The following is a 22189-nucleotide window of genomic DNA, read 5'->3' as shown; positions in this document are numbered from 1 at the left end:
CGACTATGGTCGAAAGACGCAGCACACCGCCCTCGGCGACCGGAAGCCGCGGGTAAGCGAAGCTCCGAGGGGATGTGGTGGACGACATCGACCGTGCCGCGCTGGCGCGGACTTGGCGACAGGCCCTTGCCACCGGTGGCATCGAGCCCATCGAGGCGGGCACCGATGGTCTTCGACTATCCGGCCTCGTGGATCGGCTGGCCGCGGCGTTGGACGCCGAACCGTTCGACGCGACCGTCGGCGTCGGGGTGGGCGCGGCGCTCTGGGCGGCGAACTTCACCGACCCCATGGTCCCGATCCTGTCCGCGCCGGTCCTGCACGCACTCGCCGAGGCGAGCGCGCACCCCGACGCCGGTATCCGGCTCAGCGGCCTGCTGGCCGGGCTCGGCCAGGGCCACCAGCGCAAGGTCGACGAGGTGAGCGAACAGGATGCGAGGTTCCGCGTCCTGTTCGACAGCACCGGCGTGGCGATAGCCATCGGTGACACCGACGGCACACTGGTCGACGCGAACCCCGCCCTCGCCGATATGATCGGCATTCCCGTCGAGAATCTGCGTGGCATCTCGGTCTACGATTTCGCCCACCCCGACGACCGCGACACCATTCGCACCCTGCTGTACGAGAAACTCGTCCCCGCGGGGGAAGGCACCGTCACACTCGACCAACGGCTGGTCCGCGCCGACGGCAGCATCGGATGGATGACCTTCGCCATCACCTACGTCAGGGGTTCGCACGGCAGGTCCGATTGCCTGCTCGCCATCGGCGCGGACGTCACCGAACGGCATCTGCTCCAGGAGGAATTGCACAGACAGGCCAGGCACGATCCGCTGACCGGACTGCCGAACCGGCGCTTCCTGCTCGAACGGATCGAGGAGCTGATCGCCGACGCGGACACGGACACTCGAACCGGTTTGTGCTTCGCCGATCTCGACCATTTCAAACACGTCAACGACCACTACGGCCACCGCGTGGGCGACCGGGTGCTGTCGGAAGCGGCGGACCGCCTCTACCGCGCCGTCCACGAGAGCGGCTGTTTCGTGTGCCGCCTCGGCGGCGACGAATTCGTGGCCCTCATCGAGCCGCCGACCGACGGCGACACGGTCTCCCTGTTCGCCGACCGCATGCTCGCCGCCTTCGACGAGCCCGTCATCGTCGACGGGCTCGAGATCGAGATCTCGGCCAGTATCGGGGCCGTGGTCACCTCACTGGCCCACGCCGACGCGGAATCGCTGCTCGACGCCGCCGATACCGGACTGCGCAACGCCAAGCGAAACAGCAAAGGGCGCTGGGTCATGCACACGCAGGCACCATTCGACTGAGACGGGTGCGGTGATCCCGAATCAGATCTGGGACGCCACCGCGCCGCCGATGAGGCCGCCGACCACTGCGGCCGGAATGCCGACCGCGGCCGCGCCGACGACGGCGCCGACACCCGCGCCGACCGCCATCGCGCCCGCGGCGATCGGGACCGCGGCGATCGCCGTCGCGCCGAGTACGGGGAGTGCGGCCACACCGCCGGACGGCACCGCCGAGGCAGCGGTGGCGATGGCACCGCCCGCGGCGGTCCCGGCCACGCCCACCCCGAAGCCGACACCGGCGCCGATCAGGCCGCCGCCGACTCCGCCGACGACCGCGGCGGGCACGCCGGCGACAGCGGCGCCGAGCAGCGCGCCCCCGGCGATGGTGCCCGCGCGGTTCGCGTCGATACCCACCGACTGCGACGCCGCCGACCACTGGGCTTCGATACCGGCGATGCCGCTGTTCAGCCCGGCCAGCATGTCGGCGGGAACCTCACGCGGAACCGGTGCGCTGAACGCGCCGACACGCAACGTGTGGGCGGGCTCGGGCGAGATGGTCATGGTGTCGGGCGGTTCCGGCGCTTCCTGGAGGGCCTGCGGAGACGACGGGGTGTTCTGCGGCGCGGGGGCGGACCGCGCGGGGGCGGGTTCGGCGTGCTGAATCCCGGCGTCGGCCTCCGGATCGACCGCGTCGACCGGAGCGTCCGGATCTGCGGGGGCATCCTGCTCGACGATGGCCGGGCCCGCCTCGGGGCCCGCGGGCCGCGGGGTGACCGAAGGGGTGATGGTGACGCCGGGCTGCGACGGCGACGCGGGGATCGCCCTCGGCTGAATCGGCTGTTCGGGCTGGCTGACGCCGGGCGGTGTCGGTACCGGATCGGCGTTCGCGGTGCCCGCGCATACCACCGCTAGCACGATCGGCACCGCGCTCACCATGGGCTTCACGGCATTGCGTGCCGCGGAGTTCTGTACCCGTCGATGCCGACCTGCCAAGACAAACACTCCCACTGCGTCATGAACCACACTGCGGTTCAGCATGTCGACCGCTGCACACGGTCAACCCTCTTCCCGGGCAGTAAGTTACAGCACATCGGCCGGATCGACATACCGCAGGTCGAAGTAAGTTTCGACGCGCCAGGACACGCCGTACGAATCCCAATCGGCGAGGCCCGTTTTCCATGTCGTCTCACAGTGGACGGCCGAACCCCGGTGCCGCGGATCTCGCGCGCTCGTCGCGCACGCGAGCAGGCCCGCACCGCACCCGGCTCGCACGCCGGGCGACTGTCGGTACGGCGGCATACACTGGTGCGATGGGTGATTCGATCGGAGTCCGGAGCGAGCGCGTGATGGCGGGGGATGCGGTGGCCGAGGCCCGGGAATATCGACAGATCCCCGCCGATCCACCGACCGCACCGGTCGGGCATCCCGAACTGAGGGTACTGCCGGAATGGCCGCTGGACACCATCGCGGTGCTGGTGACGGCGGCGCCGTCGTTGCACGCCATTCCGGTCTCGTGGCCGGTCCGCGCGGGTGATCGCCGAATCCTGTTGAGCCTGCGAAGAAATCGCGGTTCGCTGCTGCGGCTGCGTAGCAATGCCGAGGTGGCGCTGACCATCATCGGCGGTGGCGACGTGGCGCTGTGCGCACGCGGTACCGCGCGGGTGGTGGCCGATCCGATGCCGGGGGCCGAGGATTACGCGGCCGTCGTCATCGATGTCGACGTGATCGACGACCACCGCCAGGGAGCCTTCCTCGTCGAGGCGGGCATCCAGCGCACCGTGGTCGACGAGACCGAACTGGCCTATCTCGAATCCCGTGTCGCGACACTGCGTGAGATGGCCCGCGAACTCGATTGATTCGCCGCCGACGCGATCGGCGAGACGGCCCGCGCGTCCTCGGGCCGATCGTCGACGAGGAGTCCCGCCGGGGAGCCGGATCAGCGCAGTCGGGTGCGGCGCATGAAACGGAGCGTGGCGAGGGTGATCCGGAGCTGGCGGTCGTAGGGCTGACCCGACCGCGCGGCGAGTACCTGACGTTTCTGCACGCCGACGTTGATCGAATCGGTGTATTTCAGCAACCCGCTGTCCCCGTGGCGTGATCCGACACCGGATTGCTTCACCCCGCCCGACGGGCTGCCCTTGGACGCGTAGCTGGTGACGAAACCGTCGTTGATATTGATGCTGCCCGCCTGCAACTGCCCGGCGATGCGCCCGGCCCGCGACAGGTCGCGGCTCCAGACACTGGCGTTCAGCCCGTATTCGGTGTCGTTGGCCAATCGGATCGCTTCCTGTTCGTCGGTGAACGGGTAGACGCTCACCACCGGCCCGAAGGTCTCCAGCGTCGCGTGCGCCATATCGGGGGTGACATCGGTGAGCACCGTGGCCTCGTAGAAGGCGGGGCCGATATCGGGACGGGCCTGGCCGCCGACCAGTACGGTCGCGCCCTTGTCCCGCGCGTCGTCGACGTGGGCCGCGACCCGAGCCAGATGGTGCGGGGAGACCAGCGATCCGAATTCGGGTGTGTAGTCGTAGGCCGCGCCCATGGTGGCGTTCAGATCGGTCGCCGCCCGGACCAATCGGCGCAGGAATTCGTCGTGAATGCTCTCGTGTACGTAGATGCGCTCGATATGCATGCAGGCCTGGCCCGAATTCGCGAAGACGCCGAATACCGCGCCGGGTATCACCTCGTCGAGATTCGCGTCCGGGAGCACGATCATCGGATTCTTGCCGCCGAGTTCGAGGCTGCATCCGATGAGATTGCGGCCCGCGCTCTCGCCGACCACGCGCCCGGTGGCGGTCGATCCGGTGAACATGACGAAATCGGCGTTGTCGATCAGCGTCGGGCCGATGTCGGGCCCCTCGCCGCAGACCACCTGGAACAGTCCCTCCGGCAACCCCGCCTTCCGCAGCAGTTCGACACCGAACAGGGCGCATAGCGCGGTCTTGTTGTCCGGCTTGAGCACGACGCCGTTGCCCGCGATGAGCGCGGGCACCGAATCCGACAGGGCGATGGCGAACGGGAAATTCCACGGCGCGATGACCGCGACGACGCCTTTCGGGCGATGTTCCTCGGTGGAGGTGGTGAACAGCGGCACCGGGCCGCCGCGGCGCGTGGAACGCAGGACGCGGCGCGCGGTCTTGAGGTAGTGGCTGATGACCATGGGGACGTCACAGGATTCCTCGACCGCCATGCGCCTGGTCTTCCCGCAGCCGATCTGGATCAGATCGGCGACGGTCTCGCATTCGCGCACCAGCAGTTCGTGCGCGCGCTCGAAGACCGCCAGCCTGCGCTTCAACGGCCAGGAGGCCCATTCCCGCTGTGCCGCACGGGATTTCTCGTAGGCGGCGTGTACGTCCTCGGGCCGTGACTGCGGCAACTGTCCGACCGTCGCGCCGGTGTACACCTCGATCATGTCGTAGGCGGGCAGGGCATCGGCGCCGTCCGCCGGGGTGGCGGTGACCAGCGTGGTCAGCCCGGCGATCAGTTCCGGGGTGATCCGGGCGGGCAGCGTCGCCACGGGACCGGGTCGGGTTTCGGTTGTACTCATCGACTCTCTCCGTTGGGGCTCGACATCCGGGATGCGGGGGCGGCCGCGCAATGAAATTAGAACACGTTCTCGGTTCGCGCCTACCGAGAATCCGAGCGTCAGCCGTTTTCGTCGGCCGTGATCGACAGCGCCTGCGTCGGGCAGTAGCGCACTGCCCGCTCGACATCGGCGCGCAGGTTCTCCCCCGGCGTCGGATCGAGGATGTCGACCGTGCCGCGTTTGGGCACGGAGAACACGTCCGGTGCCTCGTCCTGACACACGGCGTGCCCCTGGCACAGATCGGGGTCGAGGTGGATTCTCACTCCTTCGCCTCCTCCTTCGGACGCAGCGGCGCTTCCGGCTGCACCTCGACGAGCACCAGGTGCGCCCCGCGCGGGGTACTCACCACCGCGGCCACCGCGGCGGCCAGATCACTCGCGCGCAGCATGTACGGATGCCGGGCGAATCCCCAGTCCTTCCAGTCCTGCAACATCGGCCCGACCACCTCGGGGGTGGAGGTCATCCCCATGCCGGTCAGCGTCGGTCCCGGCCGTACCAGCGAGGCGCGCACGCCGGTGCCTTCCAGTTCCATACGCAACTGCCCCGCCATCGCCTCCAGCCCCGCCTTGGCGGCGCTGTACGCGGCGGTGCGCGGGCGCGGATGGTCGGCGCAATCGGAGCTGATCAGCACGAAATCGCCACGTCTGCGCTCGATCATGCCGGGCAGCACCCGGTGCGCCAGGCGCTGCGCGCCCGCCAGATGGACACCGATCTGGGCGACGAAACGCGCCGGATCCATTTCGTGCACCAGCCCGAATTCGATATCCCCCGCGCCGGAGACCAGGATCTCGACCGGGCCCAGTTCCTTCTCGGTCGCGGTCACGAAATCATCGACGGAGCCGGTTTCGGAGACATCGAGCGGATACACGAAGGCGGTGCCGCCGTCGGCCCGGATCCGCGCGGCCAGCTCCTCGCATTTCTCGACCCGGCGCGCGCCGAGCGCGACCGGATGCCCGAGTTCGGCCAGCGTGATCGCGGTCGCGGCGCCGATACCGGAGGACGCGCCCGCCACCATGACGGTCCTGCGTTCGGGATGGGGTTCGAAACGTGGCATCAGCCTGCCTCCACAACGATCGGTAATTTGGCGAATCCGCGGACGCTGGTGGAATGCACCCGCTCGATGCCCGCTGTTTCTACCTCGTAGCGCCGGACCCGCGCGGCGAATTCACCCAGCGCGATATTCGCTTCGAGACGGGCCAGATGGGCGCCGAGGCAGAAGTGGACGCCCGCGCCGAAACTCGTGAGCGCGGCTTTGCCCGGACGGCCGATCCGGTAACTGTCCGCGTCGTCGAAGGCGTCGGTATCGCGATTGGCCGATCCGATGAGCAGCAGCACCTTGGAATTCGCCGGAATCGTGCCGTACGGGTATTCGATATCGACGGTCGCGGTGCGCGCGAGGATCTGACTGGACGCGTCGTAGCGCAGGGTCTCCTCGACCCAGTCCGAGACCAGATCCCGGTCGGCCGTCACCTCGGCGTACTCCCCCGGATTCATTCCGGCCCAGTACAGGGCATTGCCGAGGAGTTTGGTCGTGGTCTCGTTCCCCGCGACGACCATGAGGAACAGGAAGCCGATGATCTCCTCGTCGGTCAGCCTGTCGCCGTTCATCTCCGCGTCGAGCAGCGCCGAGGTCAGGTCGTCGGCGGGTTTCCTGCGCCGGTCGGCGACCAGTTCGGTGTAGTAGGTGATCAGGGTGATGGAGGCGTGCGCGGCGGCCATGGGCACGTCGAGCACCCCGTCCTCCCGGTGCACCACCAGATCGGCGAGTCGACGGATCTCGGCCCGGTCGGCGACCGGCACGCCCATCAGTTCGGAGATCACATCCATCGGCAGCTTGCCCGCGACCTCGTCGATCCAGTCGAAACGGCGTTCGGCCAGTGCGGGTTCCAGATACGAGACGGTCAGATCCCTGATGCTGTCTTCCATCGCCGCGACGCGTTTGGGCGTGAACCCCTTGAAGACGAGTTTGCGCATCCGGACGTGACGCGGGTCGTCCATGGCGAGGAAGGACATCACCTTGTGCGCGTGCGGCCCCCACGCGGCCGGGTCGAGCGAGACGCCGTTGGCGCTGGAGAGCCGATGGTGGTCCCGGAATCCGGCGGTGACGTCGGCATGCCTCGACAGCGCGTAGAAACCGATATCGGCGTTGTGGTAGAGCGGCGCTTCGGTGCGAAGTCGCTGATACGTGGGGTACGGGTCGTCGTGGAAGCGGTAATCGTACGGATCGAAGGTCAGCGGCTCCAACGACGCGGCGGTCATCGGGCACATCCGAAAATCGAGAACGCGTTCGCTACGCAGCGACGCTCCGCCGAGCCACTAGGAGACACATAGCTGGACATGTGTCTGGACACTACCAGCGCAACCGGTCCGAGACAATGCTCGCTTTTACTCCCGATCGAGTCCGGCGATCTACCGGCGCGAACCCGGATGATCGGCAACTGTCCCACATCGATTCCACTCGACCACGGGGGGACATTCTGAAACCTGTTCTTGCGCCATTCGACGCGACGAGCCTATATTTCCGTACACGTGTCCAGACAGTTCAGGAGTCCCGCATGACCCGATTCACGGGAAGATCCGCCATCGTCGCCGACGCGGCACCGACCGGCGGCGCGCCGTACGCGCCCGCGAGGTCCGACCAGACATGCTCGAGCTCCGGGCAGATCTCCGACGGCAGGCAGGGGTCACCGGCATGACCGATCGCGTGGGTTTCATCGGGCTGGGCAATATGGGCGCGCCCATGGCGAAACGACTGCTGGACCGGCCGGGCGGGCTCACCGTCTGCGATATGCGTCCCGAAGTCGTCGTCACCTACACCGACGCGGGGGCGAACGCGGCCGACACACCGGCGGCGGTGGCCGAGCAGGCCGAGGTCATCAGCATCGCGGTGGTCGACGACGCGCAGGTGCGCGGTGTCGTCGACGGACCCGACGGCATTCTGCGGACCGCGAAACCGGGTTCGGTGATCGCCATACATTCCACGATCAGCGACGCCACCGCGGAGGAACTCGCCGGAATCTGCGCCTCACACGACGTCGAATTCGTGGACGCTCCGGTCAGCGGCGGTGCGCCGGGCGCCAATCGCGGCGTCCTCGCCGTGATGGTCGGCGGCACCGAGACCGCCTTCCAGCGGGTGCGCGAGCCGTTCGGCGCGTTCGCCGATCTGATCGTGCACGCGGGCCCGGTCGGCGCGGGCACACGAATGAAGTTGGCGCGCAACCTGCTTCACTTCGCGGCCTTCACCGCCGCGACCGAGGCGCAGCGCCTGGCCGAGGCGGCCGGTCTCGACATCGCCGCACTCGGCAAGGTGGTACGCCACTCCGACGCGGTGACCGGCGGCGCGGGAGCCATCATGCTGCGCGACACCACGGCCGCGATCGAGGAGGGCGATTTCTGGCTGCCGATCCTCAGCCATGCCCGCGACCTCGGGGAGAAGGATCTGTCGCTGGCGATGGAACTCGGCGAACGCCTCGGTGTCGCGCTGCCCTTCGCCGAACTCGCGATCGACGGCCTCGGAATCGGCCTGGGCGTCGGCACCGGCCCGATCGCCACCAAGAAGCGCTCCGGCGGATCGCCCGCATGAGCGACGTGGCCGCACCGACCGAAACAACCGAGAAGTAAGGACTCCCGACAGATGGCCGACACCTCCCTTCGCCCGCTGCCCGCCGCCGAGGTCACCGACTGGACGCATACCGCCGACGTCGTCGTCGCCGGATACGGCATCGCGGGCGTGTGCGCCGCGATCGAGGCCGCTCGCGCGGGCGCGAGTGTGCTGATCCTGGAACGCACCGGCGGCTGGGGCGGCGCGGCCGCGATGGCGGGCGGGTTCATCTACCTCGGCGGCGGTACCCCGTTGCAGCAGGCCCTCGGCTTCGAGGACACCCCCGAGAACATGGAGAAATTCCTGCTCGCCGCGATCGGGGCCGGCGCGGACAAGGAGAAGATCGCCGACTACTGCCGAGGCAGCGTCGAGCACTACTCCTGGCTGGTGGCCAACGGGGTGCCCTTCCGCGAGGCGTTCTGGGGCGAGCCCGGCTGGGAACCCCCGCACGACGAAGGGCTCATGTACTCCGGCGGCGAGAACGCCGCGCCGTTCAACGCCATCGCGAAACCCGCTCCGCGCGGCCATGTCCCGCAGATGGCCGACAAGCGGATCGGGCAGCGCAGCGGCGGATACATGCTGATGAAGCCGCTGGCCGAAACCGCCGAATCCCTCGGCGTGCGCGCCGAATTCGACACCCGCATCCGCAGGTTGGTAGTCGACGAGGACGGCCGGGTCGTCGGTCTGCGCGCGACCCGCTTCGGGGAGGAGATCACCGTACGTGCCGAACGCGGCGTGGTGCTCGCCACCGGCAGTTTCGCCTACCAGGAGAAGATGATCGAGGGCTACGCGCCACGGCTGATCGGCCGACCGGCGGCGGCCATCGAGGAACATGACGGCATCGGGATCCGGCTGGCACAGGCCCTCGGCGCCGATCTCGCCCACATGGACGCGACCGAGGTGGCCTTCTTCGCCGATCCGCAGATGCTGGCCAGGGGAATCCTGGTCAACGGCCGCGGTCAGCGCTACGTCCCCGAGGACACCTACGGCGGCCGGATCGGGCAGCTCACGCTGATGCAGCAGGACAACCAGGCGTATCTGATCCTGGACGAACAGTCCTACGAACAGGCGCTGGCGACGGTGAGCGCCACCCCCTTCTTCCGGCAACCGCCGAAGTGGGCGGCCGAGACCGTCGCCGAATTGGAGGCCGATATGGGCCTGCCGACGCTGGCGCTGCAATCCACGGTGGAGTGCTACAACCGCCACGCCGCCGAGGGCTCGGATCCGCTGCTGGGAAAGAAGCCGGAATGGGTACGCCCGCTGCGTGGTTCGCTGGCTGCCTTCGACCTGCGCGGTTTCACCGCGGGGTTCACCCTGGGCGGACTTCGCACCGATCTGGATTCCCGGGTCCTGCACGTGGCGGGCGACCCCATTCCCGGCCTGTTCGCCGCGGGACGGTGCACGTCGGGGATCGCGACCGGCGGCTATGTCAGCGGCGCGTCACTCGGCGACGGCAGTTTCTACGGACGGCGTGCGGGCATCGCGGCCGCGAAGAGCTGACCAGGTAGTATCCAGACATATGTCCGAGCCCGAGTCCATCATCCGCGAGGCGACCCGTCGTCGCCTCACCGGCAAACAAGCCGATACCGTCGACAAACTCACCAAGGCGGCGGTGGAGGTGCTGGCCCGCGAGGGGTTCGCGGGCATGACGATTCGGCTGGTGGCGGCCGCCGCCGGGGTGGGAACCGCGACGGCCTACACCTATTTCTCCTCCAAGGAACATCTGGTCGCCGAGATCTTCTGGCGACGGCTGATGGCGGCGCCCTCCCCCGTCAGCGAGGATCCCGACCCGACCGTCCGGGTGGTCGCCGAGCTGCGCGATATCGCGATGCTCGTCGCCGACGAACAGGAGTTGTCCGGCGCGGTCACCAGCGCCCTGCTCGGGCGCGATCCCGACGTCGAACACCTGCGCATCCGCATCGGCGCCGAGATCCGCCGACGCATCATCACCGCGCTGGGCTCCGACGCCGATCCCGACGTCGTGGAATCACTGGAACTGCTCTACGCGGGGGCATTGGTCCGGGCGGGGATGGGGTACGGATCCTATTCCGAGATCGCCGACCGCATCGAGAAATCCGCGCTGCTGATCCTGCACTAGCACTGTCGCGGCAACTTCGGTCACGTTCGGCCGATTCGAACCCACCGCACCGCCCGATGCTCGTATGTTCTGGCGTAGGTCGGGTCGAATCGGAGTGGGGACTGTGCACCAGGGTGAGATTGTCGCGGATTACGTCATCGTCGGTTCGGGTTCGGCCGGCGCCGTGCTCGCGGATCGGCTCAGCGCCGCGCCCGGCGTCCGGGTGGTCGTCCTCGAGGCCGGTCCGCCGGACAAGAACAAATTCGCCCACATTCCGGCGGCCTTCGCCAAACTGTTCCGCTCCGAACTGGATTGGAACTATCTGACCGAACCGCAGCCGCGTTTGGACGACCGGCGGATCTACTGGCCGCGCGGGCGGATGTTCGGGGGTTCCTCCTCGATGAACGCGATGATGTGGGTGCGCGGTTTCCGCGCGGACTACGACGAATGGGCCCTGCTCGCGGGCGAGGAATGGAATTTCGCCGCCGCCATCGACGCGTTCCGCCGCGTCGAGAACGTCGAGAACGCGCAGTATCCCGACGAGGGCGCGGCCGGACCGCTCCACATCTCCGAACAGCGCAGCCCGCGCGCGTCGACCGCCGCGTATCTGGCTGCCGCGCGGGAACTGGGTTACCCGGTGGAACCACCGAACAGGCCGCAGCCCAACGGTTTCAGCCAGACCATGGTGACCCAGCGCGGCGGTCGCCGCTGGAGCGCCGCCGACGCGTTCCTTCGACCGGCCATGCGCCGCGAGAATCTGACGGTGCTCGGCGACGCGCTCGCCACCCGCGTGCTCTTCGACGGCACCCGCGCCACCGGTGTCGAATACGTCACGGGTGGACAGACATTCACCGTTTCCGCGCGCCGCGAGGTCGTCCTCTGCGGCGGCGCCGTCAATACCCCGCAACTGCTGATGCTCTCGGGGATCGGCGATATCGACGAATTGGCGCGCCACGGTATCCGCCCGGTGTACAACGCACCGGAAGTGGGTGCCAATCTCCAGGATCACCTGGTCGCCGGAATCGGCTACGGCGTCGACGGTGATTCCCTGTTCGGCGCCGAGAAGCCGCGGCAACTCCTGGATTACCTGATCCGGCACCGCGGCATGCTGACCTCCAATGTCGGTGAGGCCTACGGTTTCGTGCGCAGTGCCCCGGATCTGGACCTGCCCGATCTGGAACTGGTCTACGCGCCCGCGCCCTTCTACTACGAAGGCCTGCGCGACCCGACCGAACACGGCGTCATCCTGGCCTGCGTACTGCTGCGACCACACAGTCGCGGCCGGATCGGGCTCGCGAGCGCCGAACCCACCGCGGCGCCGACGATCGACCCGCGCTACCTGTCCGACAGCGCGGGCGCCGATCACGAGGCGATGCGCGCGGGTCTGCGCGTCTGCGCGCGGCTCGCCGAAACGCGCGCGCTGAAAACGGTGCTGGGACCGGTGATCTACCCGCCGGAGGCGCCCGTCGACATCGAAGCCACCATCGAACTCGCTCTGCGCGGCTACGCCCACACCCTCTACCACCCGGCCGGTACCTGCCGTATGGGCACCGACCCGGCCAGTGTGGTCACCCCGCGTTTGGAAGTGCGTGGCGTACAGGGACTTCGCGTCGCCGACGCGTCGGTCATGCCGCTGCTGATCCGCGGTCACACCCACGCGCCGAGCGTCTTCGTCGGCTCGCGCGCCGCCGATTTCCTGCTCGAGTGACCGGCCCGGGTCAGGCATAGGCGAACAGGGCGAGCGAGCCTGCCGCGAGCGCGAGATACGGGAGCGGATAACCGATGTCGGCATAGGCGCGCGCCCGCACGATGGTGGCGACCGCCAGCACGAAATACAGCACGAGACCGATGGCGGCGGCCAATCCGAGGCCGGGGTAGAGCAGGCCGGCAAGCAATCCCAGCGCACCGACCGCCTTGATCACGGCCAGCGGAGCGAGACTCCACAACGGCAGACCGTAGCCGAGCATGGTCTCACGGACGCGGTCGGCGGCGACCACGTCGTATCCGGCGGCGAAGGCCGCGGCCAGAGCCGCGAGAACGGTGACGACGATATAGGCGATGGACATGACTGGATACCCTCCGGTGGTCGACAGTGTGGGATCTGCCATCGTGGGTGCGTGCTCGACACCCCCGTGGCCCGAGCGCGGTCGCGCCCGTCGTATCGGAGACGGATGCCGAGCGGAAAAGGTGACCGGTGATCGAACAGGACGTGCAAGCGCGGCGTTTCGAGGCCGAACGTGACCGTTTGCGCGCCGTCGCCTACCGCCTGCCCGGTTCGGCGGCCGAGGCCGAGGACGCGGTCCAGGAGAGCTGGCTACGGCTCGCTTCCGCCGACTCCGCCGCCATCGCGAACCTGAGCGCATGGCTGACCACGGTGGTGTCCAGGATCTGCCTCGACATGCTGCGCGCGCGGGCCACTCGGCGCGAGGATCCGCTGGAACGGGTCGCCGAACTCGATGACACGACCGGTGTCGATCCGGAAGCCGAAGCGGTCCTCGTGGATTCGGTCGGACGCGCGTTGCTCGTGGTCCTCGCGACGCTGGAGCCCCACGAGCGGGTCGCCTTCGTCCTGCACGATCTGTTCGCGGTGCCCTTCGATCGGATCGGTCCCCTCGTCGACCGCAGCGCCGCGACCGCGAAGAAACTGGCCAGCCGTGCCCGGCGGCGCGTGCACGGCCCGGCAGCCGGCGGCCGATCCCGAGCGCGTCCGCGAGCGCCGGGTCGTCGAGGCGTTCCTCGCGGCGGCCCGCAGCGGCGATCTCGAGGCCCTGGTCGCCGTTCTCGCGCCGGATGTGGTGCGTACCGCCGACCTCGCGGCCCTGCGCCCCGGCATGGCGGCCGAGGTGCGCGGCGCCGACGCGGTCGCCGAGGAGACGGTGTTCCTGCGGACGCGGGCCGGGTTCGCGGTCGCCGCGTGGGTCGACGGCGCGCCGGGTGTCGTCGTCGCGCCGGGTGGACGGCTGCTGCTGGCCCTGCGGATGACCTTCGACGGTGATCGGATCAGCGGGTACGACGTCGTCGCCGATCCGGCGAGATTGCCGACCCTGGAGATCGCGGTGCTGCCCGAGGTGTAGGCAGTCCGGTCAGAACGCGGGGACGCGCGCGAAACCCAGCGGCGGTGTCGGGTCGGGTCCGAGCCGCAGGACCGGACGGAAATCGGGAAGGGCGGTGATCACGTCGACATTGCGGGCGGCGTAGCACCGGACGTCCGGGAGCGCGCGAGCCACCTCAGCGCGTTCGACCGGTTCGGCGTCGATGAAGGCGACGGTATCCAGTCGTAGACCCAGCGTGCGCGCGATCCTGACGATCGCCGCGGATTTCCGGCCCCAGCCGATCTCGAAGGCGGCGAACCTCTCGTGCACACCCTCCCGGTACAGCTTGCCGACCGTTTCCTCTCGATCGCTGCGGCTGGCGACCGCGTGCCAGATGCCGCGGTCGCTCAGTATCGCCATGGTGCGCAGCGCCTCGGGCCTGGGCGCGGAACTGGTGGCATCGCACACCACTCCGTCCCACAGTGTGTTGTCCAGTTCCCAGACAAGACATCTCAGAGCCGGTCGCATCGCCTGCCCCTATCGTTGGTCGTCGTCGCGTGTCCTACCGCGCGCACCCCGGCGGACGACGGCGGGAGAGGACACTGCTCCCAACAATCCAGGGCACGACGCGTGCCGAGCAAGCCCCCGGTTTCGTGGGGCCGTTCCGGCGGGCTGATATTACCGGCATAACGGGGCATTTCCGGCGTCAAATCCCGTAATAGCCCCGGACCAGGCGTTCGTACATCCGTCCGGACACCAGTCGCCTGGTCCAGAAGGAGAGCCGAACGTCGTTGCCGCACAGATAGGTCTGGCGCGGTCTCGCGGCGGACAGGATCTCCTGCACTTTTCTGGCAACTTCCTCGGCCTGCTGTCCCTGCGCGAGATATCCGCTCACCCTCGTCAGCACCGCGCCGCGATCCGCGTCGTAGTCGGCGATCGGCCGGGTGACCCGCAGCGACGAATCGATGATCGGGGTGACCGTCCACCCCGGGGCCAGAACCGAGACCCGCACGCCGAACTGTGAGACCTCCATCCGCAGCGCCTCGCCGAGACGCTCCACCGCCGCTTTGGTCGCCGAGTACCAGCCGCCGTAGGGCTCGGCGATCGCTCCCGCGCCCGAACTCACCACGACCACCCGGCCCGCGCCCTGGGCGCGCATGGTCGGCATGGCGGCCCGCACGACGCGGTGGGTGCCGAGGACGTTCGTGTCGAACAGGTCGGCGGCCTCGTCCGGCCCGGTCTCCTCGACCGAGCCGACGACCCCGTACGCCGCGAAGGTGACCACCGCGTCGATACGGCCGTGCCGGTCGAGTACCGACCCGACCCAGGCATCGACGGCCTCGGTATCCCTGACATCCACGGTGGCGTGACCGTCGCCGTCGAGGCGATCGCACGCCTCGACCGTATAGCCCAGGCCCGCCAGATATTTCGCGGTCGCCGCGCCCATTCCGTTGGCGGCGCCGGTGACCAGCACGACGCTCATGCCGCGCACACCTTCAGTACCCGCGGCAGCACTTCCAGGCGCGCGGATTCGACCACGGTGATCTCACCGTCCAATTCCAACGGGGCGGGACGGTCTGGACGCAGTTCGACGGCGGTGTCGCGATGGCAGATCGCCGCCGTCGACGTGCTGAATTTGCCACGGTAGAGCCCCGCGATGAGGGCGAGGACGCGCGCTCGTCCCACGGCGTCCCAGATATTCACATCGAAGTGGCCGTCGGCACGGGTCACCGGGGTGTCGTAGTACATGCCGCCCGCGAAATGCACGCTCTTGATCACCGCGATATTCGTGATCGGCGTCCGGTGTTCCCAATCGGTGCCGCGTATCTCGACCCGAAGCGGCGTGTGCGTGGCGATATTGGCCAGCGCGGTCGCGACGATGGCGGCCTCCACATTCCTGGACTTCAGCCAACCGACGACACCGCTCGCGTGGTTGAACGAGTCGTTACCCGCGGCGACCAGGCCCATGCTGGCGTTGAGCAGGAAGTACCGCACCGCGCGCGTGCCGTCGGGCAGCAGCATGCTCACCTTGCCGACATCGACCCGTTCCGCGCGGTCCGCGTCGACGCGGACCGCGACGTCGGCGATCATCGACTCCGAGCGGAGCGGTTTGTGGAAGTCGTTGGAGCTGCCGAGTCCGACCGCGCCGAGCGCTATCTCCTCGGCCCCGCGACGCGGACGATCGGTTTCCGGATCCATGACGGCATTGAGCACCAGGTTCACCATGCCGTCGCCGCCCGCCGCGACGATGGGTCCCGGCGTGCGGTCCGCGTGGTTGTCGATATGCGCTCTGACCAGTTTCGTCGCCTGTTCGGCGTCGGCGGGCAGTTCCACGGTCAGCGCCGGATACCGCTGTCGCAGTAGCTGTTCCACCGGTTCCCAGCGCCGCGGCGCGGTACCGGCGTTGGATTGGGGATTCAGGACGACGAGCATGACCTCTCCTCGATACCCAGCCATTCGCGCAGCCGGGGCCAATTGCCCGTGGATACCAGTCCGGTCCGCGAACATTCCTCGGGCACGGCGCTTTTCGCCGCGCCGATCAGGAAGACCGGGATACCCGCGCGGGCCGCGGGGGCATCGTTGGCGGCGTCGTTGCCGATCATCACGCACTGTCGCGGCTCGACGGCCAAACGTTCGAGCAGTTCGTGGTAGAACTCGACCCGCGGCTTCGACCGCCGCATGGTCTCGCCGCTGGTGATGAAGTCGAAATCGGCCGGATCGTGTCCGCCCCAGCCCAATCGGGTGGTCGCCGAGGCCAACGGCCAGAGCGGATTGGTCGCGACCACCTGTGCGACGCCCGCAGCGCGCAGGTCCGCCACCGTCGCCACGGCGGCGGGAAGCGCCGGGAAACACGCCCGCAGCCGGGCGAAATCCACCTCGGTCAAGCGGCCGAGCCGCAGCCGGGCGATCTCGGCCGGGACGCCGAGTCCACGCGCCAGCAATTCGACCATGAGGTCGGTATTGGTGTGCTCGGTGTCGTTGCCGCGCACCTGTCTCATGATCCCGGGCAGGATCCGCAGGAACCGGTGCGGCGGTGTCAGATCGCGGAACGACAGCGCCGCCGTCAGCGGCATCACCGTCTTGAAGGTGCGTTTGCGCAGGCCGACGAGGGTGCCGTCCAGATCCCACAGAACCGTGCGCGGGTGCTGCCCTACCGCGCCCGTCATTCCTGACTGTCCAGAACGGCTTGCAGGTCGGCGCGGGTCAGGCCGAGTTCGGCCGCGTAGTCCTCGATCCCGGGGCGCACCGCCCGTCCGCGTCCGCGCACCCTGCGCGTCGCCTCGGCTCCGTAGGCGGCGCCCAGATCGACGACCGTCTTCGCCAGGGCAGCGGGAAACAGCCAGCGGCCGAGGTCCCGCTGGAACACCCTGGTCAGTCGATACGGTGCCGAAACCCGCGCGCCGACCGCCGAGAGCGGACCCGGCGCGCGCAGCGAACTCATCCGCGCCGCTTCGTCGCCGGGCACAGCCAGCAGATCCTTCCAGAGCCGGGCGAAACTCTCGCGCTTCTCGTGCGCGACCGCGGTCATGTTGAATTCGGTGTACGCCTTCTCGATTCGGGAGGTGTGGGTCGAGCGACTGCGAAGCAGGGCGGAGATGTCGGCGATCTTGCGCGCGGTGTCGTAGCGGGTGAATCGGGTGATTCGCGGCCGCAGCCCGGTGAGCAGACGGGCGAAATCCGGTGACGGCACCAGCCGGTGCGACAGCGACAACGCGTGGTACATCAGGCTTTCGGTCCCCGCCCGGCTGATCTCACGTTCGAGCAGGCCGTAGTCCAGGTCGGTCGCGTGACGCGCGAGGTTCCAGATGTCGCCGAGTTCGCGCACCCCGGTCTTGTAGTAGGGCAGGTGGATGCCCAGGTGATGCAGATTGTCCTCGTCGGCCATCGCCCAGGCGGGCACGCCGTAGAAATCTATGCGCCGCACCCGCTCCCAGATGGCGGCGTAGTCGATGGTGTACGGGGTCAGCGGGGTGATCAGGCCCCAGTGCGTGCCGACGACGAGCGCGCCGTCGCGCGAGACGAACGACGGCAGATGATGCGACCGTTCCGCGCGCACCTTGGGGGCCTTGCCCAGCAACTCCGAGGTAGCGAAAAGCCCCAGTTCCCGGTAGATCTCGATCGCGGTCTCGACCTGATCCAGTTCGATCAGGATGTCGAGGTCGTTCATGCGTTTGTAGCGCGGATCGTGATAGATCTCGGCGGAGAACAGCATCCCCTTGAGAACGACGCAGCGCACCCCGCGTTCGTCGAAGCGCCGCAGCAGTTCCAGTGCGCCCGCCAGTCTGCGGTCGTTCACCGCGCCGATATGATCTGTCACGGTACGGAATTCGGTGGCGACCGGTTCCGGCACGAGTCCGAACAGTTCCTCGGCCTCCAGTCGGCGTTGCACCAGCGGCACCGTCGCGTTGAGGCGGGCCAGGGCCAGGAATTCCGGCCAGTCCGTCACCTCGTGCGCCAGTTTCGCGAGTTCGACCCGTTCGTCGGCACTCGGTGCGGCGAGGGCCGCGAGGACCAGCAGCCGTTCGGGCGCCGAACCACCCGTCGCGATCTCGGTCATGCGTCGCCCTCCTGTTCTGGATGGAATCCGAAGTTCCGCGCGACGGCGGCTATCTGTTCGAGCGCGAAATCGAGCTGGTCACGGGTGAGCGTGGCCATCATGGAGATTCGCAGTCGCTGTTGTTCGCGGGGCACCGCGGGGAATTCGACGCCGTTGACGAACACGCCCGCCCGATGCAGGGCCGCCACCACCTCGGCGACCGCGAGCCGCTGCGGCACCAGAATCGGGATGATGGCCGTCTGCGGGTCGACAGCGAAACCCATGCGGCGCAGTTCGCGCACGAAATAGTCGGTGTTGTCGTGCAATCGGCGAATGCGCTCGGGATGCTCATCGATGAAATCGATCGACGCCAGTACCGAGGCGACCACCGCCGGTGACAGCGACGCGGAGAACATGTAGGACCTGGCGAAGAAGCGCAGGGTGTCGACCAGATCGCGCGATCCGGCCACGAATCCGCCGGTGGTCGCGAATACCTTCGAGAAGGTGCCCATATACAACTCGACCGCGCCGTCGGGCATATCGAAATGTTCGGCGGTGCCGTGCCCCCGCGCGCCGAGCACCCCGGTGCCGTGCGCGTCGTCGATCGCCAGCCAGGCGCCGAACGAATCGCACAGCGCGCGGATCTGCGGCAGTGCCGCGATATCGCCGTCCATCGAGTACACGCCTTCGACCGCGACGACGATATTCGCACCGGGATTGCGCCAGCGCACCTGCATCAGGCGGTGGCGCAGATGGCCCATATCGTTGTGCTCGAAGGCCATCGAGCGAACCCTGCCCAGTTGGATGCCGTCGTAGAGGCTCGCGTGGCTCTGCTCGTCGTAGAGCAGGATGTCGCCGTTGCGCAGCAGCCCGGTCACCCACCCGACATTGGCGGCATAGCCGGAGGAGAAGACCAGGGCCGCCTCACATCCCTTGGTCTCGGCGAGGCGGTCCTCGAGTCGCCGATGCAGCGAGGTGGTGCCGTTGAGCAGCGGCGGCCCGCCGCAGCCGATACCGAATTCGCGGGTCGCCGCGACGGCCGCCTCGATGATCTCCGGCTCGTTGCCCAGGCCGAGATAGTTGTTGGAGCCGAGCATGATCAGCTCGCGGATCTCGCCGCCGTCGGGATCGCGGACCCGCACCACGGGTCCGGCGGGGCCGGTGATCTCGCGCAGCACGAATCCGGTGCCCCTGGCATTGGTGACATAGGGCCGGAAATCGTCGAAACGCTGCTCGAAGGTGTGTGCCCCACTGTCGAGATAGTGCTCCAGACTGAAGTTCTCGCCGTGGCCCGCCACGGGCGGGGATACCGGTGATGCGGTCATGATGGGTCCTCGTCCAGGATCGTCGCGGTGCCTGCGCGGCCGTCGAGTGCCAGCCGGTCGCCGCTGGCGACCAATCGGGTGACGCCGGGAACTCCCACCACGGTAGGAATTCCGAGTTCGCGCCCGATGATCGCGGTATGGGACAGCACGCTGCCCCGTTCACTGATCAGGCCACCGGCCGCGACCATGAGGAACACCCAGCCGGGGTCGGTGGTGGAGGCGACCAGGATCTGTCCGTCGATCTCCACGTCGGGATCGGGTGTGCCCAGGACAAGCGCGGAGGCCTCGACCCGTCCCGGCGCGCAACCGATGCCGCGCAGAACCTTCTGCGAGGTGTCGGCGTCGGTCGGCGGCGCTTCCAGGGCCGGATCGTTGATCTCGGTCGCGGCGATCCCGGTGGTGACGATGCGCGACGGCATCGCCACGGCCCGCCAGCGTTCGTGGTCGCCGTGGCGGGTCCGCACCGTCCTGGCGACATCGGTGTCGACGGCGGTACCCCTGGTCAGCGCGGCGATCTCCTCGTAGGTCAGCCAGAAGATGTCGCGTGGCCGCTCCAGCAGCCCGGCCTCGTGGAATTGCGTGCCGAATTCCCGGAACACCCGTTTGATCAGGCCGAAGGAACGGCTGCGTCCGAGTCTCATGTTCTCGCGCTGCTTGACATGTTCGCGGGCCCGGCCCAGCGCGAACCGGAACGCGAGCCGTTCGACGGCGCTGCCGCCGCGGAACAGAGCCGTCGCCGTGGCCTCGGCCTCACGCCGGATCGCCTTCTCGCGCGCGGCCATGTCATCGATGTTCTGACCGCCGCGCAGGTAGTTGCGCAGCATCGGCACGAGCCGTTGCGGGTGTTCGCCCAGCGGATCGGTCTCGAGTTTCAGTTCGTCGACGGTGCGGTCGCCGAACAGGGCGATGTGACGCAGGTACGCGGCCCGGAAGGTACCGAATTCGCGCTGTGCCAGCGTCTTCCAGACGGCGTGTGCGTCCAGCGGTCCCTCGAACAGTGCACGCAGTTCCGCGTCGGCCCTGATGGTCGCTGTCAGCTCCAGTGCCGAACGGACCGGGTCGACGCTGTCGACGCCTTCCTCGCCGCAGAACAATTCGTTGCGCAACGTGATGGCCTCGGATTCGTCGAGGCCCTTGCGCTCGAGCAGTTGTCCGACGACGTGGAAGAGTTGCTGGGCGAGGAAATCGTTGAAGATCTGCACCGAGTAGGCGGGTACCAGTTCGTTCAGGCAGCGCTCGGTCCATTGCAGCAGCGCTTCCGGATCACGTTCGCGCGCGGGCGTCTCCGGCGCCAGACGATGGTCGAGATCGGCGGTGAACGCGGCCAGTTCGGTGAAGAATGCCCGGAGTCGACGTGGCAGCCGCAGCCAGCCGAAGGCGATGATCGCGATGACTCGCACCCGCAGCGCGTACATACGCAACCGCGCGAATCCGCGTTCGGGAGCGGCGGGACGCCGGTAGCGGTTCTCGATATTGAGCGCGGCCTCCCACCCTTCGATCGCGAATTCCATGCCGGGGATCTGGAGGAAGAGCCGATACCAGTTGCTGATGTTGTAGTAGATCCGCCCGTGTGCGGTGCCGACCAGATACGGGTAGAGATCGGCGGCGTTGCGGTCGACGATCTCGGCGGTCGCGCCGAAATCCCGGTGGCAGGCGCGGAACACCTGCTCGTAGGCCGCGCGCAGAATCGAGAAGGTCAGCGGGCTCGACAGTCCCGGATACGATTCGGCGACATTGACGTTGTCGAAGATGGTCTCGCGCGCGCCGGTCGCGGTGACCGGACGCGCCTGCAACAGGAACAGCGTGCCGTCGACGTCGTAGGCCCATTCGATATCCTGTGGGGCGCCGAATGTTTCGGCGAGCCGCGCGGCGGTGCGCGCCAATTCGGTCACCTGCGCGTCGGTCAACGCGGGCGCGGTGTCACCGCCCTCGATCGCGGCCACCACGGTGCCCTTCGCACCGTCGGCCACGACGCGGTGGCGCTTGTCCGCCACACTCCTGGACACGATGGCGCCCGAGGCGTTGTCGAGGAAATAGGTATCGCATTCGACCGTGCCCGCGACCACCCCCTCGCCGAGACCGAGTGCCGCCGAGACCACGGATTCGGCGGGGTCGCCGGTCTGCGGATTACAGCTGAACGCCACCCCCGCGACGGCGCTGTCGACCAGTACCTGCACCAGCACGGCGCAGTCGACGCCGCCGTTGTCGAGCCCGCGGTGGGCCCGGTAGAACAGCGACCGCTCCGAGTACGCCGAGGCGAGGACGCCGAGCACGGCACGAGGTACCGCTTCGGGGGCGACGTTGAGGAAGGTGTCGAGCTGCCCGGCGAAGGAGTCGGTGGCCGAATCCTCACCGCTGACCGATGATCGCACCGCGAGCCGTACCGGCCCGTCGGCCAATTCGGCGAGCGCGGATTCGAGTCCGGCCGACACCGACTCCGGCAGTGACAGATCGAGGATCAACGCTCGGATATCGGCGGACACCGAACGCAGTGACGCGGAATCGGTGTGGTCGAGGGTCGTCAGGATTTCGGCGACGGCGTCGGCCACCGGGGCCAGGATCTCCGCGCACGCCCGCGTCGGCACCACCACGAACGGCGGGACGCGGTACCCGGCGGCGAGCAGCCTGCCCAGGTTCGCGGCCTTGGCGCCGAACAGCGCGGTGTCGTCCGGTGTCCCGGATTCGGCCAGTACCGAGGCGGGCACCACGGTGCCGGTATCTGTCGGATTCATA

The 22189-nt window shown here is 68.4% G+C and carries 20 protein-coding genes and 1 pseudogene; 8 read left to right on the top strand and 13 right to left on the bottom strand.

What is annotated here, in order from left to right; genetic code table 11:
• The first annotated feature begins 77 nt into the window (after nucleotides 1-77).
• The gene (locus tag DAT37_RS09960; protein WP_232839619.1) at nucleotides 78-1319 is read left to right on the top strand and encodes a sensor domain-containing diguanylate cyclase; all 1242 of its coding nucleotides are present in this window, start codon (nucleotides 78-80) and stop codon (nucleotides 1317-1319) included.
• Between the two features lie 21 nt (nucleotides 1320-1340).
• Here the strand turns inward: DAT37_RS09960 and DAT37_RS09955 are convergent, their stop codons facing one another.
• Nucleotides 1341-2222, bottom strand: a complete 882-nt coding sequence (locus DAT37_RS09955) for a hypothetical protein (protein WP_232839618.1) — start codon at nucleotides 2220-2222, stop codon at nucleotides 1341-1343.
• Nucleotides 2223-2608: 386 nt separating this feature from the next.
• Between DAT37_RS09955 and DAT37_RS09945 the strand changes: the two genes are divergently transcribed.
• The gene (locus DAT37_RS09945) at nucleotides 2609-3154 is read left to right on the top strand and encodes a hypothetical protein (RefSeq protein WP_232839617.1); all 546 of its coding nucleotides are present in this window, start codon (nucleotides 2609-2611) and stop codon (nucleotides 3152-3154) included.
• Nucleotides 3155-3234: 80 nt separating this feature from the next.
• Here DAT37_RS09945 and DAT37_RS09940 read toward each other — a convergent pair whose 3' ends face one another.
• The 4 genes from DAT37_RS09940 to DAT37_RS09925 all read right to left on the bottom strand — a co-directional run bounded on the left by DAT37_RS09940 (nucleotide 3235) and on the right by DAT37_RS09925 (nucleotide 7143).
• Nucleotides 3235-4845 carry a succinic semialdehyde dehydrogenase gene (locus DAT37_RS09940; protein ID WP_109524390.1) on the bottom strand — a complete coding sequence of 537 codons (1611 nt, stop codon included), beginning with the start codon at nucleotides 4843-4845 and terminating at the stop codon, nucleotides 3235-3237.
• A 98-nt stretch (nucleotides 4846-4943) separates the two neighbouring features.
• Nucleotides 4944-5147: a ferredoxin gene (locus tag DAT37_RS09935; RefSeq protein ID WP_109524389.1), complete on the bottom strand. Its 204-nt coding sequence runs from the start codon at nucleotides 5145-5147 to the stop codon at nucleotides 4944-4946.
• Nucleotides 5144-5938, bottom strand: a complete 795-nt coding sequence (locus DAT37_RS09930; RefSeq protein ID WP_109524388.1) for an SDR family oxidoreductase — start codon at nucleotides 5936-5938, stop codon at nucleotides 5144-5146. The genes DAT37_RS09935 and DAT37_RS09930 overlap by 4 nt, the downstream gene beginning before the upstream one ends.
• Nucleotides 5938-7143, bottom strand: coding sequence for a cytochrome P450 (locus DAT37_RS09925; protein WP_109524387.1), 1206 nt, complete (start codon nucleotides 7141-7143; stop codon nucleotides 5938-5940). The genes DAT37_RS09930 and DAT37_RS09925 overlap by 1 nt, the downstream gene beginning before the upstream one ends.
• A gap of 296 nt (nucleotides 7144-7439) precedes the next feature.
• Here DAT37_RS09925 and DAT37_RS43985 point away from each other — a divergent pair, with 296 nt between their 5' ends.
• From DAT37_RS43985 to DAT37_RS09905, 5 genes are all read left to right on the top strand, one after another.
• Complete coding sequence (locus DAT37_RS43985; protein WP_157978381.1) at nucleotides 7440-7580, top strand: hypothetical protein; 141 nt, start codon at nucleotides 7440-7442, stop codon at nucleotides 7578-7580.
• On the top strand, nucleotides 7577-8467 hold the full coding sequence (locus DAT37_RS09920) for an NAD(P)-dependent oxidoreductase (RefSeq protein WP_109524386.1): 891 nt from the start codon (nucleotides 7577-7579) through the stop codon (nucleotides 8465-8467). The genes DAT37_RS43985 and DAT37_RS09920 overlap by 4 nt, the downstream gene beginning before the upstream one ends.
• Before the next feature lie 51 nt (nucleotides 8468-8518).
• Nucleotides 8519-9985, top strand: coding sequence for an FAD-dependent oxidoreductase (locus tag DAT37_RS09915; protein WP_109524385.1), 1467 nt, complete (start codon nucleotides 8519-8521; stop codon nucleotides 9983-9985).
• A 19-nt stretch (nucleotides 9986-10004) separates the two neighbouring features.
• Nucleotides 10005-10583, top strand: coding sequence for a TetR/AcrR family transcriptional regulator (locus tag DAT37_RS09910; protein ID WP_109524384.1), 579 nt, complete (start codon nucleotides 10005-10007; stop codon nucleotides 10581-10583).
• 103 nt (nucleotides 10584-10686) lie between these two features.
• The gene (locus DAT37_RS09905; RefSeq protein WP_232839616.1) at nucleotides 10687-12270 is read left to right on the top strand and encodes a GMC family oxidoreductase; all 1584 of its coding nucleotides are present in this window, start codon (nucleotides 10687-10689) and stop codon (nucleotides 12268-12270) included.
• 10 nt (nucleotides 12271-12280) lie between these two features.
• Here DAT37_RS09905 and DAT37_RS09900 read toward each other — a convergent pair whose 3' ends face one another.
• On the bottom strand, nucleotides 12281-12628 hold the full coding sequence (locus DAT37_RS09900) for a DoxX family protein (protein WP_109524382.1): 348 nt from the start codon (nucleotides 12626-12628) through the stop codon (nucleotides 12281-12283).
• A gap of 128 nt (nucleotides 12629-12756) precedes the next feature.
• Between DAT37_RS09900 and DAT37_RS09895 the strand changes: the two are divergent.
• A pseudogene (locus tag DAT37_RS09895) lies at nucleotides 12757-13636 on the top strand (sigma-70 family RNA polymerase sigma factor).
• A gap of 9 nt (nucleotides 13637-13645) precedes the next feature.
• Here the strand turns inward: DAT37_RS09895 and DAT37_RS09890 are convergent.
• From DAT37_RS09890 to DAT37_RS09860, 7 genes are all read right to left on the bottom strand, one after another.
• A complete protein-coding gene (locus DAT37_RS09890) occupies nucleotides 13646-14122 on the bottom strand; it encodes an HAD-IIIC family phosphatase (RefSeq protein WP_109524381.1) in 477 nt (158 codons plus the stop codon).
• A 178-nt stretch (nucleotides 14123-14300) separates the two neighbouring features.
• Complete coding sequence (locus DAT37_RS09885) at nucleotides 14301-15077, bottom strand: SDR family NAD(P)-dependent oxidoreductase (RefSeq protein WP_157978380.1); 777 nt, start codon at nucleotides 15075-15077, stop codon at nucleotides 14301-14303.
• Nucleotides 15074-16027: a diacylglycerol/lipid kinase family protein gene (locus tag DAT37_RS09880; protein WP_157978379.1), complete on the bottom strand. Its 954-nt coding sequence runs from the start codon at nucleotides 16025-16027 to the stop codon at nucleotides 15074-15076. The genes DAT37_RS09885 and DAT37_RS09880 overlap by 4 nt, the downstream gene beginning before the upstream one ends.
• Nucleotides 16012-16761 (bottom strand): HAD family hydrolase, encoded by a 750-nt coding sequence (locus DAT37_RS09875; RefSeq protein WP_109524378.1) that lies wholly within the window; start codon nucleotides 16759-16761, stop codon nucleotides 16012-16014. Before DAT37_RS09875 ends, DAT37_RS09880 begins: the two co-directional genes overlap by 16 nt.
• Nucleotides 16758-18152 (bottom strand): nucleotidyltransferase domain-containing protein, encoded by a 1395-nt coding sequence (locus DAT37_RS09870; RefSeq protein WP_109524377.1) that lies wholly within the window; start codon nucleotides 18150-18152, stop codon nucleotides 16758-16760. The genes DAT37_RS09875 and DAT37_RS09870 overlap by 4 nt, the downstream gene beginning before the upstream one ends.
• Nucleotides 18149-19456 (bottom strand): aminotransferase class I/II-fold pyridoxal phosphate-dependent enzyme, encoded by a 1308-nt coding sequence (locus DAT37_RS09865; RefSeq protein WP_109524376.1) that lies wholly within the window; start codon nucleotides 19454-19456, stop codon nucleotides 18149-18151. The genes DAT37_RS09870 and DAT37_RS09865 overlap by 4 nt, the downstream gene beginning before the upstream one ends.
• Nucleotides 19453-22188 carry a PEP/pyruvate-binding domain-containing protein gene (locus tag DAT37_RS09860; RefSeq protein WP_198654164.1) on the bottom strand — a complete coding sequence of 912 codons (2736 nt, stop codon included), beginning with the start codon at nucleotides 22186-22188 and terminating at the stop codon, nucleotides 19453-19455. The genes DAT37_RS09865 and DAT37_RS09860 overlap by 4 nt, the downstream gene beginning before the upstream one ends.
• Between the last annotated feature and the right edge of the window lies 1 nt (nucleotide 22189).

The organism is Nocardia aurea (assembly GCF_003123685.1).
Classification (GTDB): Bacteria; Actinomycetota; Actinomycetes; order Mycobacteriales; family Mycobacteriaceae; genus Nocardia; species Nocardia aurea.
The sequence above is the reverse complement of the archived record's forward strand: the minus strand, read 5'-3'. Positions and strand labels throughout refer to the sequence as shown.